We start from the raw sequence: 17,525 nt of genomic DNA, 5'->3' as shown, positions 1-17,525 counted from the left end.
TGTGTTGGTTGAAGTTGACAAGATGATTGCTAAATTTCCTAACTTTATCCCTGCTGTTTTAAAACGCTATGTGTTAGCTAAAGTTCTTAAACAGCCAATTAAAATGATTTCGCATTTAGAGAGTTTACGGATTAAAAATAATAATGCGCCTCAAATCATCAATGTGTTGGGCAAAATGTATTTGCTTGAAGGCGAAAATGACAAAGCTATCGCATTATTTGAGTCGATAAAAACGGATACCCCAGCGGATTATTGGCAGTCGCTTGCTAACGCTTATGTGAAAAATGATAACTTTGAAAAGGCCGTGGAAATATATCGTAAGTGGTTTGAAAAGGAACCAAATAATTCAGTTGCGATCTTTGGAATGGCACGAGTTCTTCAAATGCGAGGTGATCACAAAAAAGCACTTGAATTAACAACTCGTTTTAAAAATGAGCTGGGTGGTGAAGACATCAAAATTGACCTTTTTCATATTCAGTTGTTAATAACAAACGAAGATTATGACGAAGCCGCAGCTGCTTATGACTTATTACCTAAAAGCGAACTTCAAAGACCTTATACCAAAGGGTTATTAGGCCAGCTACAGTTTGTGGACAAAAAGTATAAAGATGCCAAAACGAACTTAGAAATTGCGTACAAAGCACGACCAACCTCCGAAAACGCAACGCTAATGATGAAAGCGATTATGAATACCGCCGACAAGTCTGCTGCAATCGATTTTTTAACGGCTCATGTTGAAGCGGTACCTAAGGATCAGATTAATTTAATGATACTGGCAGGTTTACAATTATCTGTTTCGCAATCGAGCGCGATTCCTACCTATAAAAAGGCGGTAGCATTAAACGACAGCAACTTTGTTGCCTTAAATAACCTAGCCTACTTGGTACTGCAGCAAGGTGACTTGAAGCTCGCAGAAGAATACGCAACTAAAGCGTTAGAGATCCAACCTACTAATGCCAGTGTAATGGACACTTTGGCGTCGGTCGCTGTTAAGAAAAAGAGTTCGACCGAGCGGAGGAGTTACTTGCCAATGCAATGGAAGCGATGAAGAACAACATAGACGAAACTATTTTTGTTAATTACATCGAAATTTTGTTGCTAAATGACAAAAAGACGTTGGCGAATCGTCAAATTAAAAGATACGAATTGAGTTCGAATAAAGAAAAACAAAGGTTGCAAAGTTTAATGACTCAATACAATATTTAACATTCGTTGTTGACTGGGATAGGTTTGTGACAATTTTCAAGACTTTTGACTTTGCTACTAGCAAAACTTTTAAAAGTAGGTTAATTTTCCTCGGCAGGCCCCAAATAATGGTGAATTGGTCGTTTTATAACAAGTTTTTGTTGTTTATTTAGCGATGCTGTGACATTTTCGTTAATTAGGGAATGAAAGTGTTGAATTTTATTTTTTAAGTCCCTAGGATACTGAAAGTCTTAACAATAGGATAAAATAATGAACAAAAGTGAATTGATCGAAAAAATGGCACAAAGTGCAGATATGACTAAAGCTGATGCGGAACGTGCGCTAAATAGCTTTATTTCTACAGTAACTGGTGAACTTGCTGACGGCGGTGATGTATCTCTAGTTGGTTTCGGTACTTTTAAAGTAAATGAGCGTGCAGCTCGTAGCGGTCGTAACCCTCAAACTGGCGAAACTATTCAAATCGCTGCTGCTAAAGTTCCTGCTTTCAAAGCCGGTAAAGCGATCAAAGACGCTGTAAACGCATAATTTAGCGTTTATTGGTAATTGTCGCGGACCGAATCTTGGGCCGCGATAATTTATTTTTAACTTCCTCCACCCTTCTTTCTCATTCGCGATACCTTACAACCCCCTAAATATAGTTAACTAAATCTTATTTACACTTCTATCGAATTCGATGCACTCAAACACGCATACATCGAACTCCAATAACGCATACTTGCTGATGTAATTAGTTACTCGACCAAAAACCAATTTCCACAAATTTGAATTACTACTGAGTCCCATCTCTCCCGCTGTAGGGATAATCCCTATTTATTTAGACAGCGCTGTCATTTATTGTTTAGTTACATTATTATCCACCATGAAAATTGGTATCAGTGTTAACTTTAAATAGGAAGATGGTCGTCAAATGAAAGTTTTAGTGATTGTTATAGGTTTATTATTTTCCCACATTGCAAGTGCTGGGATGATTGACCTAGGTGCCGCTGAAGAGTACACCGTTTTTATTAAAGAGACGTATGAGTACTCAACTGGTGATGTTCAGGGGCATAGCGCAATTGGCGGCGAAATCACGAATACGAGTGGCCAACAAAATTATTTTGGTCAGATGTTAGATGAACTTAATATCCCAACGCCACCTGCGCTGCTAACAACGGCTGCGCAATATGGTGATGCATTTGAGCATCTAATTGATTTGTCTACAGCCCTAACAGAGAACTCTGCTACTGGTACGGTAAATAAACCCTAGTCTAGTAAGTTGGAATTAACCGCAGCGGCCGGCACTGGCAACAACGACATTCACTATTTTTCATTTGATGCTGCCGATTTACTTAATGTCACTGAAATAGCGATAAGTGGTATTTTCAGTGGTCAGGTTGTACTCAATATTACTGGCGCTGACGCTGATATTAGCTGGGGCGGACAATACATTAATGGTCTTCATCTTAATTATAGTGATTCGAGTTTAGATGGGCGTTCAGATGTTGATGTTCTATATAACTTTGTTGATGCTACATACATAGAAATGGATGGCACCGTATATGCCTCTATATTAGCGCCACAGGCAAATGTAATTGGTACTGGCTCAGTAACGCAATGGGGGCAACTAATCGCTAACAGCTGGCGTACAGAGTCTGCTAGTCAATTTAATTACGATCCTTTGTCTCCAGCGGATAGTTCGATTACCGATGTTGCAGAGCCGAGTTCTTTTATATTGCTTGTATTAGTACTAATGGCAATATTCTGGCGTTTTAGCGGTTTTTCAAAAACAACTAAAATTAAAATAGAAGAGTAGGCTAAGTTTGCAAAGGCATTAAGTACGTAGCAGTATTATTCTGTTGCGTACTGCGTTCGGTATTAACGATGTTGCAGGATAAGTTGATTGTCTTGCTGGTCAATTTGAAATACAAAATGTTGTAAAAAGTTCATTCCTAATAAACCTGAGCCTCTCGAAAATTCTGGCATGTTTATCACTGCAAACTCTATGTCATTGACGGTAAACCCACCAATACTGAATCTATCGAACCGATATATTGGTGCGTCGACCAGACCACCTGCGGTATTAAATTCCGAGGTTCGGACGTAAGTCGGATATTGCCAATTCACTAAGTTATCAAAATGTTGTTGGGTTAAGACCGACATACTCGCTCCCGTATCGATCATTAATGCGACTGAGCTTTGCGGCCCAAACTGGCCGGTAACTAAATAATGACTGCCCGCCTGTTGTAGGGGAATTGCCTGCTGACCAATTTCCAATTTTTCAATTTGTTCCAGCAGTTCGTTAGCCGAAATTTCGTATTCTTGCTGCTCAATAATGTCATCAAGCAACACTTTGGCTCGTTCATATTGGCCTAGTTTTACTAAGGTTTGAGCAAGACTGAGCTGAAAAGAAAGGTGTTCTGGTTCTTCGTAAATGGCCCGTTCTAGTAGGGTGATTATTTCCTGCCATTGTTGTTCGTTAGATAACAATGTTTGATACTGCTGAATGGTCGCATGTAATAAAACCGTTAGTCGGATTTGTTCTGCGGGATCGAATGTATCGCTCAAAATCAAATAATACAGATCTATTGCTTCGATGAAGTTGCCATTGAGTTCCTGTCGGTAAGCTTCTAATTCTAAGAAATCTGTGGCAAAAGGCTGGTAATGCAATATTGTCTGTAGAAATTGCTTGGCGAGTATTAGTTCATTATTATCTAGCCAGTACTTTATTTTCAATCGCCATTTATGTCTCAATTGAAGTGCTGACTGTTCTTCTAATTTAATCAGGTCGTCATATTTTTCAATGGCGAGTGCAAAATCATGTTCAGAAAATGCTCTAATTGCAGCATCAAGGTCACTGTTATCTTGCTCAGTGAGTTTGGGCTCTATGGCTATAGTAGTCGCCGTTGTGTTATTTGGCGTTAAAGGTGATGGTTGTTCGTCGTTTGTATTCGGTGAGTGTAGTGTTTTAAATAGATAGAAATTCACACCAACTGAAATCGATAATAGGACAGCTAACAATACACAAATCTGCTTGTACATATTAATCCTATTATCTTATTTGCTTATCACGTTACTGCGACATAATTGCACTGGCTAAAAAACTTTAACTACGCGTTCTACGCCGTAAATCTCGGCGGCAATTTGTGCGGCTCTAGTAGCCTCTTCTGGTTTAACTAAGCCCATTAGAAAGACTTCTTTGTTTTCAGTGATCACTTTGATTTTATGACCTTCTAACTGCTCGTCGGTAAGCAACTCAGATTTTACTTTCGTAGTGATCCACGCATCTTTAGCTTTTGCAGAGAGATCCGCAGGTGTGCCAAGTTTTATTTGGTTATGGACCTTCTTAACACCATCGAGTTCGTTGAGAATCGCAATGGCTTTATCTATTAGAAATTTGTTTGGTGACTGACCCACAGCCAAAACAATGCCATCATATGAAATCACATTGATATTAGTATGTTTTCTTAGGCCTTCATCCTGCGCCATGTTGTACATTGCTTTGACTTCAATCGTGCTGTCGTCAATTTGCTTGCCAACCGTTCTAGGATCGTTCACTGCGCTAACGGCTGTTATCGCACCAGCCACAATGGCGGTTTCAACACAGGCCTGTAAAAATAATGTCGAAAGGATGACAAAAACAATTTTTTTCATAATGTGCAATAACCTAAATTCAATTACATAGAGAAGATAACTTCATCTATCAACTCGCTTAATACATGGATTGTAAACAGTTGTATTTCAAGGGTTCGACTTGGTTTATTGGTTGGAAGGCGGATTTCGATGTCGTTCTCTCCTAACAAACCGGCGATCTCACCACCGTCATCCGATGTAAACGCAACTACTTTAATATCTCGGGTTAATGCAGCTTCGATTGCAGATTTGATCATTGGTTCCCGATTATTTAAAGAAAATATAACCAAGATGTCTTGTTCGTTGCCTATGGCTCTAATTTGGCGCGCGTAAATTTCTAATAAATCGGCGTGTTCGTTATAAGAAATTGCACAATGCTGAACGGTGTCATTTAGTGCGATTGCGGGTAAACAAGGACGTTCAATTTCAAAATAGTTAACCAAAATACCGGCAAAGTGTTGCGCGATCATTTTACTTGCAGAATCGCCGCAGGTTAAGACCTTGTTACCCGACAGCAAGGTTTGTGAAACTAAGGCCGCAGATAACGCTAAGTTATCGGCGTTTTGCTCACCGGATGCAATAAAGTTTTGTATATTTGAAGTGTATAACTGCTTGATTTTATTGTCGTTCATGAAAATGCACTTTGGATCCAATTTAGCTGTTGTTGTTCAATTGCGATGACATCAAATCTGACTCGGGTATCTAGTTTACGTGTTGCGAGGTAAAAAAGCGCGGCTTTTTTAATTTTTGCTTGTTTGCTTTTTGTGACTGAACCTGCGGCGCCACCATATTTGTCGGTATTTCGATACCGAACTTCAACCATGACTAAGGTTTCGTTTACAGGGTCAAAACAAATAATGTCGATTTCACCAAATCGACAAGCATAATTTAGAGTGACGATGGTTAATCCATGAGCCTCTAAATAGGCTTTTGCGCGATGCTCTTTTTCATCACCAATCTTTCGCTTATTGGTCCGTTTTAGCCACTGCAATTATTCTTCCTTGTTGATAACGAGACCACTCCAGATCCCGTTTTATACGGTTGTTTTTGGTAATAGCGAGTTGACCAGTTAACCCATCAAACGATTGGTCTGTTAGCGTTTCGAGTTGTTTAAGGGCAAAGATGAGACGTTGCGCGTCAAAGCCAAACGCAAATAGCTTTTTGAGTTGTGTTTGTTGTTCGCCTACTTTGGCATAAAGATTGTGCAATGAGCGCGCTTTGTTTCTAATTAACCAAGGCATTTCGGTAAATGTTAGGTCGTTTAAATCACGTTTTTGCGATTTACTTTCATCCACAAGGTAACTTCTGCTTGAGCCAAAAATAGGCAGTTTTTCGCCAAATACACTGACATTAACATCAAAAAACGGTTTTATTAGCCGTGTTTGTTGAGAATTGGCAATTATGTAAACGGCATCAATATCGGTGCGAGACCTAGAGGCTGTTTCTAAAGCCGTACCAAATAAACGTTTCATTTCTGCAATTCGCTTTTTACTTAAATTTACGTCGAGTAATTCTTCGACGGCTTCACCCAACTTAGATTTGTTTTTAAATGCTATCGACTCTGCTTCGCGCTCAGTGGCTTGCAGCCACAATTGATTAAAGTGCAAAGCCAATCGACGGCCTAAAGAGTTGTCGGCATAGATAAGTGTTGGGTGTTTAATTTTGTTCGCTAAAAGAACTCTATTGCTTGCTCAATTTCGTCTTCCGGGGCTAGGGCAAAATAATAGGCATTGGTTCTTTGCGGTAACAGCGGCGTAAAGTCAGGTGCATTTAGATGTAAGCTCGGAATGTGCGCAAGCAACTCACTATGCATAATTGTTTCGACATCTTCTTTTACCAAAGGGCCAACAATGAAGTCGACATTAGCAGTTAAGATTTTTTGCTCAATTTCTGCCAATTCATATTTATCCGTATCAATAATCGTCAAAGCGGTATTTGCATTTAAATCCATTGCGGCGATAAATCCATTTCGAATACTTTCAGCTTGGCGCTGTAACTTTCCTGAAAGCGGCAGTAATAAAGCAATATGATTTGGCGTAAATGGTGAAATGGTTAACAACGTTTTGATATCAGTTGGCAAATAGTTAGAAGTGGCATGTTGTGGAAACATACGTTGCCAAATTGCTAATTGTCTGGGAAGTTCGTATGCGTCGGACAAATATTGTTTAATAATTTTAGCAAGGCTTATCCAACCACCAGAGGATTGCCCAAAATCATTTTGAAATTGCGTTAAAGTTTCACCGGATACATGCAGTAAATGACGCCATAGTAGGTCATTCAGTAGGATGTTGTCTTGTTCAGTTAATTGATTTTGGTGCAGGTCTTCAATACGGAAAACGGTTTTAACCACTTGAATGTGTTGTTTTTGATTCGACTCCAACTGTGCTTTTAAGATCCACAACGCGACTTGATGTTTACGGTGTACATTGCCTTGATTTAAGCGGTTCATGACAACTTCTGCGTCTTGATTTAGCGTTTCGTCATAACGGGCTGCAAACAATAAGCCATTTGCCAATGTAATGTCTAAGGCTACTGAGTTGTATTTTGTGCTGTCGATCCGCTCAATTATTGCAAGTAAATATTCTTCACTTCGTTGCTCTGCAATCGCATATTTTAAGGCTGTAATGTACATTGCACGCATCTGTTCATCATTGCCAGTGGACGCATCGGCCTTTTGTATAAAGTCTTGGCTACTGCGCTTATCCTGAGTGCTAATGTCACTATCTACTGTAGCTTCTTGCAAAGTTTCTCGCTTGGCTTCGGACGTAGGCGAGGAACCACAGCCGTTTAAAAATAAGACGACTAAAAATACAAAAGTGATGAATTTCATTGCGGTGCTAACTGTCATTTTTATCCCAACCAAGATGAAACAAGCTTTTATCCTATATCGACCAAAATCAAAGGTATTAGAAACTTGTATGAAGGGGTATCATACAAGCCACAAGTCTCATTAACAATGATCATAAAGTACAGAAAATGACAGAAACCGGCACTTTATTTATCGTCGCAACGCCAATCGGTAATCTTAGCGACATTACGCAACGCGCATTAGACACTTTAAATGAAGTGGACTTGATTGCAGCGGAAGATACGCGACACAGTGGCAAGTTGTTATCCCACTTTGGGGTGAAAACAAAAATGTTTCCGCTACATGATCATAATGAAAAGCAAAAGTCGCAGTTGTTAGTGAACAAAATTAAAGAAGGGCAAAACATCGCTTTGATCAGTGATGCGGGAACGCCTCTTATTTCTGACCCTAGTTACAACTTAGTCAATGTTGCCCGTGAACAAGGTGTTGCTGTCGTGCCAATTCCAGGGCCGAGTGCCGTTATCACCGCTTTATCCGCTGCGGGATTGCCGACCGATAAATTTATGTTTTGTGGTTTTTTACCTGTTAAACAACAAGCGAAGATCACAGAAATCGAAGCTCATAAACAAGCCATTTATACTTCAGTGTTTTATGAAAGCCCGCGTCGTATTCTCGATACACTCGCTACAATTCAAGCAACCTTGGGTGACGAGCGAGAAGTGGTGTTGGCTAAAGAATTAACCAAACACTATGAAGCCTTTAGTAAAGGGTCATGTCAGTCAATCATTGAGTGGCTTAATGAAGACACTGACCGTTTGCAAGGTGAGATGGTGGTGATGATATCGCCAAATAAGGAAGAACAAGGACTGTCGGCAGAAGCAGATGCTCTGCTGCGTCGACTTATGCAGGATCTGCCGCTTAAAAAGGCAGCTGGTATTACGGCGGAATTACATGGCCTTAAAAAGAATGACCTGTATAAACTGGCATTGAGTTGGCAGGACAAAGAATAAACGCGTAATTTCTCGCATTATCTATCCAGATCCCCTATAATCCGCGCCGCGAGATGGCTAGACAATCGCCGCTTTATCGTTGTATCTCAACCTTCGGGTTTTGGTAGACGGATGAAGGGGAGGAAAGTCCGGGCTCCATAGGGCAGAGTGCCAGATAACGTCTGGGGGCGCGAGCCTACGACCAGTGCAACAGAGAGCAAACCGCCGATGACTGCTTAGGCAGAACAGGTAAGGGTGAAAGGGTGCGGTAAGAGCGCACCGCGCGGCTAGTAATAGTTCGTGGCACGGTAAACTCCACTCGGAGCAATTTCAAATAGGGTTCCACTACTCTTAGAAGTTAATGCGCGGCCCGCGTTGGAACCGGGTAGAAAGCTTGAGCCTTAGAGCAATCTAAGGCCTAGACGAATGATTGTTCACGACAGAACCCGGCTTATCGGCCATCTCGCACCTTTTTAAAATTAAAATTAAAATTAAAATTAAAATTAAAATTAAAATTAAAATTAAAATTAAAATTAAAATAAATTTAGCCGAAGACAATCATTGTCCACTCCGCGACATAAGAGCACGGCTAATCGGCCATCTCGCACCTCATTCCCCAAAGTAAAAGTAAAAGTAAAAGTAAAGATGAAAAACAAGTGATTGTTCACTCCGCGACATAAGAGCACGGCTTATCGGCCATCTCGCACCTTTTTAAAATTAAAAATAAAAATAAAATAAATTTAGCCGAAGACAATCATTGTCCACTCCGCGACATAAGAGCACGGCTTATCGACCATCTCGCACCTCATTCTTTTTAATCAGATATCAGAAATTTAGTTCAAAGCACAAATGATTGTTCACTCCGCGACATAAGAGCACGGCTAAATAGCGCAATTGGCAAATAAAAAACCGAGATGGTTTTACCCATTCTCGGTTTTATTCAATTTAGCTGGTTTGCAATTAACAAATATTAATTACACTGATCAAACTAAGCTATGCTTATTTAGCAATACTCATTTCATCAACTAAGTGTTTCGCGTCGTCGACGTATTCCATTACCCATAACATATAGCGCGAATCAACGTGAATCGTGCGAGTTGTTCTCGGATCAAAATCCCAGTCAGAGTTTACACTTTCAAATGTGCCATCAAACAACAAGCCAATTAACTCACCTTTTGAGTTCAAGGTTGCAGAACCTGAGTTACCGCCAGTTGAGTCTAAATCAGTTAAGAAGTTTACTGGCACTGTGCCTAGACTTTTTAGAGCGTAATCACCGTATTGTTTGTCGTTGATAAGCTCTAGTTGCTTTTTAGGTGAATTAAATGGTTCTTCTCCAGTGTCTTTTTCAACTATACCTTCTAAGCGTGTGAACGGTTCGTAAATCAAACCATCTTTAGGTGAACCACCTAATACTTTGCCATAGGTAACACGTAGCGTTGAATTTGCATCAGGGTAGGCTAGTTTGCCCATAGAGGCTTGCCAATCAATGATGGCCTTCATATATTGAGGACGCAAGTTTGCACGTTTTCCGGCGTGTTCTTTTTCTTCGTTTTCAACTTTCAAACCATGCGCATAAGTTGCGATAGCCAACTTGATGAATGGGTCATTACTTGCTTCAAGCTCCTTTTGAGTTGCGTTCATTAGGGCTATGCGTTTTTCAACATCGCTCAACACTGTTTTTTGTAGAAAGAAGCCAGTTTTTTCGCAATTCTTTTTTGTCATTTTTATTGAATTTAGACCCTTTTAAACCAATAACTTTGTCGAACTCCGCAACGCGTTGTGATGGGTCTTGTTTGGCGTATTTTTCAATAAACATTAACCAAAGAGCCTGTTCTACTGTCGCATCAAATCGACGGTCTATACGTTGTAAACCTTGCTTGAACTGATCCATGTCACGTTCTTGGTAGCCTTGTTCACGTTCAGCATCAGGTTTTTGTTTTTCAATAGCGAGTCGATATAAACGTTTAGCTGTGCCTAACAATTGTGAACGGCTGGCATTACCATATAAAAATTGTGCTTTGCCATGGTCACTAATTTCAGTTTCTAATTTGTCCAATTCGACGATGGCTTTTTTGTATTGTTGACGCTCCGGCACGTTGCCAATCCAAGCTAACAACTCTGCTTCTCGTTCAGCTCGGCGCTCGACTAAACCAACACGTTTTGCGCCTTTGATTTGGCCCTTTGTGTTTTTCATGAAATTGTTAAGACCTGACAATAGCGACTCGTATTTAACACGCGCATCACTGCCTTCTGGTGCTGTTTTTTCAATCATAGCAATCCAGTCTTCAATTAGAGTGATCCATGTCGGGTAAGACCAACTAAATACGTGTTCAACTCTAACTAAACGCTGATAACGTTGAGTCGAACCTGGGTAGCCCGCTGCCATGGCAAAATCACCTTCTTCTAATCCTGCAGCAGAGACTTTCAGGGTATGAGCTGGCTGGTATGGCACGTTGTCTTTAGAGAAATCGGCTGGTTTACCATCTTTACCCACATAAGCGCGATAAAAGGCGAAATCGCCGGTATGACGCGGCCACATCCAATTGTCGATGTCACCGCCATATTTGCCAATCGCATCTGCCGGAGAATAGGCAATACGGACATCTTTAATCTCAAGTTGCTTAATTAGTTTATATTCTAAACCCTGGTGGAAAGATGGAACCGAACAACGATGACCTTCGTCTTTTTCACATTCAGCGATAATCGCTTTTTTGTTCTTAGTGATCGCCTCATAGCGGTCACGACCGGTTAACTTAGGGTTGAGTGAACCAACCACATCAGCGGTAACATCTTTAAAATCGACGGTAACGTAGATACGAGAACCCGGAGCTGCGGGTAATTCTTCTGCATACGACTTAGCAACAAAGCCATTCTCTAGGTAGTTGTTTTCAGCGGTACTATTAAATTGCACTGAGCCACGAGCACAATGATGATTAGTGACGACTAAGCCTTTAGGGGACACAAATGAAGCAGAACAGCCGCCTAAAGAAACTATTGCGCCCATAGGAAACTCAGTTAATGAAGATAATGATTCAGGTGGTAATTCTAAGCCCGTGGCGACTAAATCATTTTTTATTAGTGGTAATTGTTCAGGGGTAAACATCCCTTCTTTTGCGAAACTTGAAGCTGAAACTGAAAGCCCCAATACTGCGAGTTTACAAAGCAATAGCCTAGTTGCCTTGCTTGATTTCCATTTTGCCATTGTTGTTATATTCCTATGGTTATTTAACGCTGGCACTATGTCATAGTTGAACAGAAATCTGAACGCTATTGCTTGATTTGATTAAGGAAAGTTGTAACTAAGAGTTTCCAGCCCAAAAGGGGAGCACCGGTTTTCTGTTTGGAAATTATGATTCGATTAAAACGAATAATGACATTCCTCTGCATGCTACCCGTCATCTCAAAATCGCGAAGCGATATTTGAGATCTCCTTCAAAGCACTGAGGACGTTTTTTGTTCTGAAATTTTGAGCTAATTTAGGGCGAATTATGAACTTCCTCTGCACTTGGTTGGAGATCCCAAATATCGCTAATGCTCTTTTAGGATGACGTTTTTTTCTGTTTAATTGAAAGACGGTATTTCTAAAAAATGTTTTCACACCAAAAGTTCAGGCGACTTATTCCTTCGTCTAAATCCCCTTAGTTGAGATTTATATCTCGAAGTGAACGGCAGGGACGCCGTTGCAAGGGATGGTTGTATATGGACATACTTTCATCCCGTCTTCGACGATAATATAAATATCAAATAAGGATTAGGGATTTGGCCGAAAGCGGCTCTTTTGGTTACTTTTCTAGCTGTTGAGAAAAGTGACTCGCCTTTAGGCGAAAAGCCGCCTGCAAGGCACAAGTACCACGTCAGTATGGTCGACGCAGTCGAATTAGCCGCCCGCAGGGCAAAGAAAGGCGCAGCCTGCAATGCAAATTATGAACTTCCTCTGCACTTGGTTGGAGGTTCCAAATATCGCTGTGGCTCTTTTGGAATGACGTTTTTGTTCTGAAATTTTGAGCCAATTTGGGGCAAATTATGAACTTCCTCTGCACTCGGTTGGAGATCCCTAATATCGCCGTGGCTCTTTTGGGATGACGTTTTTTGTTCTGGTTATTATGAGCTAATTTAGGGCGAATTATGAACTTCCTCAGCACTTGGTTGGAGATCCCAAATATCGCTGTGGCTCGACTCATTTTACTAGCTAGGGAATGACGTTTTTTGTTCTGAAATTTTGAGTTATTGCACTTAAAGTTCAGACTGCATATTACTTCGTCTAAATCCCCTTAGTTGAGATTTATATCTCGAAGTGAACGGCAGGGACGCCGTTGCAAGGGATGGTTGTATATGGACATACTTTCATCCCGTCTTCGACGATAATATAAATATCAAATAAGGATTAGGGATTTGGCCGAAAGCGGCCTTTTGCCTACTTTTTGGGCTGTTGCAAAAGTAAGGTCGACGCAGTCGAAATAGCCGCCTGCAGGGCAAAGAAAACTACAACCCTGCGCCATGGTCGACGCAGTCGAATTAGCCGCCTGCAGGGCAAAGAAAACTACAACCCTGCGCCATGGTCGACGCAGTCCGAAATAGCTGCCTGCAGGGCAAAGAAAACTACAACCCTGCGCCATGGTCGACGCAGTCGAAATAGCTGCCCGCAGGGCAAAGAAAGGCGCAGCCTGCAATGCAAATTATGAACTTCCTCAGCACTTGGTTGGAGGTTCCAAATATCGCTGTGGCTCTTTTGGAATGACGTTTTTTGTTCTGGTTATTGTGAGCCAATTTAGGGCGGATTATGAACTTCCTCTGCACTTGGTTGGAGGTTCCAAATATCGCTAATGCTCTTTTGGAATGACGTTTTTGTTCTGAAATTTTGAGCTAATTGAAACGAAGAATGACATTCCTCTTGGACAGTAACCTCTCCTAAGAAGTTCCAATAAATATTTTTGTGAAGTATAATCCGCCCATAATCGCCAGTGCTCTATAGGCGTCTTTGTTTTGTATAAAATTAGTGAAACAAATTACGCCACATGAACTTTGAAAAGGAATTTTATATGTTAAGTCAGTTTGAGCTAAAAGTTTATTCCGCAAGAGAAAAGATTCAAAATATTGTTAAGACAACAATAAAGTCTGACGAATCTTTTTTGAAAAAGAAATTCAAAAAACGGTTAGGTTACAAGCTAAACCTAGAGAAACCAAAAACGTTTAGTGAAAAAATCCAATGGCGTAAGATTTATGATCGAAATTCGCTCTATGTCGTGTGTGCAGATAAATATGCCGTGAGAGATTATGTCTCGGAGAAAATAGGAAAACGATATTTAGTACCTTTAATAGGTTCCTATAAGACTGCAAATGATATCGATTTTGATAATCTTCCTAACCAATTTGTGATAAAAGCTTCGCATGGCTCTGGGTGGAATATAATTGTTAAGGACAAGAAGTATTTTTGTGAGTCCAAGGCAAAGAAACAGCTAAACAAGTGGTTGATAAAGAACTTCTACCCAAGAAAAAGAGAATGGCAATATAAAGATATCCAGCCTCGGTTAGTCGTCGAGGAAATGCTAACAGATAGTACTGGCTCAATTCCAGCAGACTTTAAGTTTCATGTATTTAATAGTGGTGCGCAAAAAGAGATCTTTATTCAAGTGGATTCTGATAGGTTTGGAGATCATACAAGAGATTATTTTGATCAGAACTGGAATTTATTGGAACTTAGAAACAAATATCCTAATTCGGAAAAGTTGCCCGAAAAGCCCGTGAATCTTGCTGAAATGCTCGTTTTGGCAGAAAAGTTAGCTACAGACTTTTCATTCGTGAGGGTAGATTTATACTCAGTTGGAAACAAAGTTTACTTTGGAGAGTTAACTTTTTGCCCAGAAGCTGGCTTTGCTAGGTTTGAACCTGAGTCTGTCGATCTGGAATGGGGAGAAAAGTATATTTTACCCAATGAAATATAGTAACTAAAATCGCATTGGCTTGACTAATTTTAGGGCGAATTATGAACTTCCTCTGCACTTGGTTGGAGGTTCCAAATATCGCTAATGCTCTTTTGGAATGACGTTTTTTGTTCTGGTTATTATGAGCTAATTTAGGGCGAATTATGAACTTCCTCTGCACTCGGTTGGAGATCCCAAATATCGCTGTGGCTCTTTTGGAATGACGTTTTTTGTTCTGAAATTTTGAGCCAATTTGGGGCGAATTATGAACTTCCTCTGCACTTGGTTGGAGATCCCAAATATCGCTAATGCTCTTTTAGGATGACGTTTTTTGTTCTGGTTATTATGAGCTAATTTAGGGCGAATTATGAACTTCCTCTGCACTTGGTTGGAGGTTCCAAATATCGCTAATGCTCTTTTGGAATGACGTTTTTTGTTCTGGTTATTATGAGCTAATTTAGGGCGAATTATGAACTTCCTCTGCACTTGGTTGGAGGTTCCAAATATCGCTGTGGCTCTTTTGGAATGACGTTTTTGTTCTGAAATTTTGAGCCAATTTGGGGCGAATTATGAACTTCCTCTGTACTTGGTTGGAGATCCCTAATATCGCTGTGGCTCTTTTGGGATGACGGTTTTTGTTCTGGTTATTATGAGCTAATTTAGGGCGAATTATGAACTTCCTCTGCACTCGGTTGGAGATCCCAAATATCGCTGTGGCTCTTTTGGAATGACGTTTTTGTTCTGAAATTTTGAGCCAATTTGGGGCGAATTATGAACTTCCTCTGCACTTGGTTGGAGATCCCAAATATCGCTAATGCTCTTTTAGGATGACGTTTTTTCTGTTTAATTGGTATAATGTTTTTCTCTAAAACATGTTTTCAGACCAAAAGTTCAGGCGACTTAATCCTTCGTCTAAATCCCCCTTAGTTGAGATTTATATCTCGAAATGAACGGCAGGGACGCCGTTGCAAGGGATGGTTGTATATGGACATACTTTCATCCCGTCTTCGACGATAATATAAATATCAAATAAGGATTAGGGATTTGGCCGAAAGCGGCCTTTTGGTTACTTTTCTAGCTGTTGAGAAAAGTGACTCGCCTTTAGGCGAAAAGCCGCCTGCAAGGCACAAGTACCACGTCAGTATGGTCGACGCAGTCGAAATAGCCGCCTGCAGGGCAAAGAAAGGCACAGCCTGCAATGCGAATTATGAACTTCCTCAGCACTTGGTTGGAGGTTCCAAATATCGCTAATGCTCTTTTGGAATGACGTTTTTTGTTCTGGTTATTGTGAGCTAATTTAGGGCGAATTATGAACTTCCTCTGCACTTGGTTGGAGGTTCCAAATATCGCTAATGCTCTTTTGGAATGACGTTTTTGTTCTGAAATTTTGAGCCAATTTAGGGCGAATTATGACATTCCTCTGACCCCACTAGTTCTGCTATGGCTCGTCACGAAACGCTTCTGGATCTAAGTGGTGTTTGTTGAGCAGTTTGTAAAATTCAGTGCGATTACGTTTTGAAAGTTTAGCCGCTTGTGACACATTTCCCGACGTCGCTTTTAATACTGAAGTGAGATAGTCGCGTTCAAATTGCTCACGGGCTTCTTGAAATGATGGATGTCCATTAGGGGCTTCGCGTAATGCATTTCGCACTAGTGTTTCACTGATCACCGATTCTGTCGATAACGCAACACATTGCTCTATCACATTTTGCAACTGACGTATGTTGCCCGGCCATGGGGCACAAATTAATAACTCCAATGCTTCTTGGCTAAAGCCATTGACGGTTATATTTGCTTTGTCTGATATACGGTTCAAAAGAAATTCGCTAATAATGGGATATCCTCACGACGTTCGCATAGAGGCGGAAGAGTGAGTTCGACAACATTGAGACGGTAGTACAAGTCTTCTCGAAATTGTTGCTCCTTTATACCTTGTTGCAAATTTTTGTGGGTTGCGGAAATGAGCCTGACATCCACTTTGATTGTTTCGGTACTGCCAACGGGTCGGATTTCTTTTTCTTGAATGGCCCGCAACAGTTTGACCTGAAAATTTAGAGGCATATCGCCGATTTCATCTAAAAATAAGGTCCCACCATTACTGGACTCAAACAATCCTGTGTGGTGTTTGTCGGCTCCCGTAAATGCGCCTTTTCTGTGACCAAATAACTCAGACTCTAATAAGTTTTCTGGTACTGCCGCGCAATTGATCGCAGTAAAAGGTCGGTCTCGGCGTTCGCTGGCATGGTGAATCGCTTGAGCTAACAACTCTTTACCTGTACCACTTTGACCTTGTATTAAAATACTAAAATCACTTTGGGCCACTTGATACGTTTGTTGCAATAAGGTTTCCATGGTGGCACTGCGCGATATAATGTTTTGTCGCCATTGATGACTTTCGTCGTCAAGGAGTCAATGGCAAGGGCAGGTCGTAGTCGCAATGCTTGTTGTACAGTATCGAGCAATTCTTGGCTTTCAAAGGGCTTAGTTAGAAAACTAAACACGCCTTGTTTAGTGGCGTTAATTGCATCTGGAATTGTGCCGTGGGCGGTCATAATGATGACTGGCAAGTTGGGCGATTGTAGACGAATGCGTTCGAACAATGCCATTCCATCCATGCCTTCCATACGCAAATCACTAATTACAAGCTGAGGATTAAAGCCGTTTAATGCACCTAGGGCTTCTTTAGCAGATGCAGCCGACTTTACAAGGTAGTTCGCAGCGGTTAACCGTATGGTTAATAATCGTAATAAACTGGGATCATCATCGACAATTAAAACTCGGTCTTGTGGACTCGTATCGGTTGTATCACTCATGGTTTATTGCCCGTTAATGTTGATGGAATTTTCGATTTGCTTCAATTGTGCAATCTGACTTTGCAATAATAGGTTTTCAGTTTTAAGAGAGTCTATTGCAGCCTTTTGTTTTTTCAGCTGTTTATTTACCTTCATCTGTTTTTTTGTGCTACAGCTAATGCTTGATCAAGCGAAATTT

Annotated in this window: 13 protein-coding genes, 1 other RNA gene and 2 pseudogenes; 8 read left to right on the top strand and 8 right to left on the bottom strand. The window is 40.7% G+C overall.

What is annotated here, in order from left to right:
• The first annotated feature begins 1 nt into the window (after window position 1).
• The 5 genes from PN838_RS11345 (at window position 2) to PN838_RS11325 (ending at window position 2,998) form a co-directional block, all read left to right on the top strand.
• A complete protein-coding gene (locus PN838_RS11345) occupies window positions 2-1,048 on the top strand; it encodes a tetratricopeptide repeat protein (protein ID WP_272180731.1) in 1,047 nt (348 codons plus the stop codon).
• Entirely contained in the window at window positions 1,045-1,206 is a 162-nt protein-coding gene (locus PN838_RS11340) for a hypothetical protein (RefSeq protein WP_272180730.1), read from the top strand. The genes PN838_RS11345 and PN838_RS11340 overlap by 4 nt, the downstream gene beginning before the upstream one ends.
• A 249-nt stretch (window positions 1,207-1,455) precedes the next feature.
• Window positions 1,456-1,731, top strand: a complete 276-nt coding sequence (locus PN838_RS11335; RefSeq protein WP_215964211.1) for an HU family DNA-binding protein — start codon at window positions 1,456-1,458, stop codon at window positions 1,729-1,731.
• Between the two features lie 382 nt (window positions 1,732-2,113).
• Window positions 2,114-2,452 carry a hypothetical protein gene (locus tag PN838_RS11330; protein WP_272180729.1) on the top strand — a complete coding sequence of 113 codons (339 nt, stop codon included), beginning with the start codon at window positions 2,114-2,116 and terminating at the stop codon, window positions 2,450-2,452.
• Between the two features lie 9 nt (window positions 2,453-2,461).
• Complete coding sequence (locus PN838_RS11325) at window positions 2,462-2,998, top strand: choice-of-anchor A family protein (protein WP_272180728.1); 537 nt, start codon at window positions 2,462-2,464, stop codon at window positions 2,996-2,998.
• 62 nt (window positions 2,999-3,060) lie between these two features.
• On the opposite strand, the gene PN838_RS11320 is transcribed toward PN838_RS11325, so the two are convergent.
• From PN838_RS11320 to PN838_RS11295, 6 genes are read right to left on the bottom strand one after another with little or no spacing between them, the layout of a single operon-like run.
• The gene (locus tag PN838_RS11320; protein WP_272180727.1) at window positions 3,061-4,224 is read right to left on the bottom strand and encodes a retroviral-like aspartic protease family protein; all 1,164 of its coding nucleotides are present in this window, start codon (window positions 4,222-4,224) and stop codon (window positions 3,061-3,063) included.
• A 54-nt stretch (window positions 4,225-4,278) separates the two neighbouring features.
• Window positions 4,279-4,836 (bottom strand): division/outer membrane stress-associated lipid-binding lipoprotein, encoded by a 558-nt coding sequence (dolP, locus tag PN838_RS11315; RefSeq protein WP_215964208.1) that lies wholly within the window; start codon window positions 4,834-4,836, stop codon window positions 4,279-4,281.
• A 23-nt stretch (window positions 4,837-4,859) separates the two neighbouring features.
• A complete protein-coding gene (locus tag PN838_RS11310) occupies window positions 4,860-5,447 on the bottom strand; it encodes an SIS domain-containing protein (protein WP_215964207.1) in 588 nt (195 codons plus the stop codon).
• Window positions 5,444-5,806 carry a YraN family protein gene (locus PN838_RS11305; RefSeq protein ID WP_215964206.1) on the bottom strand — a complete coding sequence of 121 codons (363 nt, stop codon included), beginning with the start codon at window positions 5,804-5,806 and terminating at the stop codon, window positions 5,444-5,446. Before PN838_RS11305 ends, PN838_RS11310 begins: the two co-directional genes overlap by 4 nt.
• Entirely contained in the window at window positions 5,781-6,476 is a 696-nt protein-coding gene (locus PN838_RS11300; RefSeq protein ID WP_441295812.1) for a penicillin-binding protein activator, read from the bottom strand. The genes PN838_RS11305 and PN838_RS11300 overlap by 26 nt, the downstream gene beginning before the upstream one ends.
• Before the next feature lie 8 nt (window positions 6,477-6,484).
• Window positions 6,485-7,663 (bottom strand): penicillin-binding protein activator, encoded by a 1,179-nt coding sequence (locus tag PN838_RS11295; RefSeq protein WP_272180726.1) that lies wholly within the window; start codon window positions 7,661-7,663, stop codon window positions 6,485-6,487.
• A 128-nt stretch (window positions 7,664-7,791) separates the two neighbouring features.
• Here PN838_RS11295 and rsmI point away from each other — a divergent pair, with 128 nt between their 5' ends.
• Together rsmI and rnpB are read left to right on the top strand one after the other, a co-directional pair.
• Window positions 7,792-8,634 (top strand): 16S rRNA (cytidine(1402)-2'-O)-methyltransferase, encoded by an 843-nt coding sequence (rsmI, locus tag PN838_RS11290; RefSeq protein WP_272180725.1) that lies wholly within the window; start codon window positions 7,792-7,794, stop codon window positions 8,632-8,634.
• 49 nt (window positions 8,635-8,683) lie between these two features.
• An RNA gene (gene rnpB, locus PN838_RS11285) (RNase P RNA component class A) lies at window positions 8,684-9,083 on the top strand.
• A 529-nt stretch (window positions 9,084-9,612) separates the two neighbouring features.
• On the opposite strand, the pseudogene PN838_RS11280 reads toward rnpB, so the two are convergent.
• Window positions 9,613-11,815 (bottom strand): annotated as a pseudogene (locus tag PN838_RS11280) (S46 family peptidase).
• A 1,837-nt stretch (window positions 11,816-13,652) separates the two neighbouring features.
• Here PN838_RS11280 and PN838_RS11275 point away from each other — a divergent pair.
• Window positions 13,653-14,555, top strand: coding sequence for an ATP-grasp fold amidoligase family protein (locus PN838_RS11275; RefSeq protein ID WP_272180724.1), 903 nt, complete (start codon window positions 13,653-13,655; stop codon window positions 14,553-14,555).
• A gap of 1,417 nt (window positions 14,556-15,972) precedes the next feature.
• Here the strand turns inward: PN838_RS11275 and PN838_RS11270 are convergent.
• Window positions 15,973-17,347: pseudogene (locus PN838_RS11270) on the bottom strand (sigma 54-interacting transcriptional regulator).
• Window positions 17,348-17,525: the final 178 nt, after the last annotated feature.

It is taken from the genome of Psychrosphaera algicola (assembly GCF_028401425.1).
Lineage (GTDB): Bacteria > Pseudomonadota > Gammaproteobacteria > Enterobacterales > Alteromonadaceae > Psychrosphaera > Psychrosphaera algicola.
The sequence above is the reverse complement of the archived record's forward strand: the minus strand, read 5'-3'. Positions and strand labels throughout refer to the sequence as shown.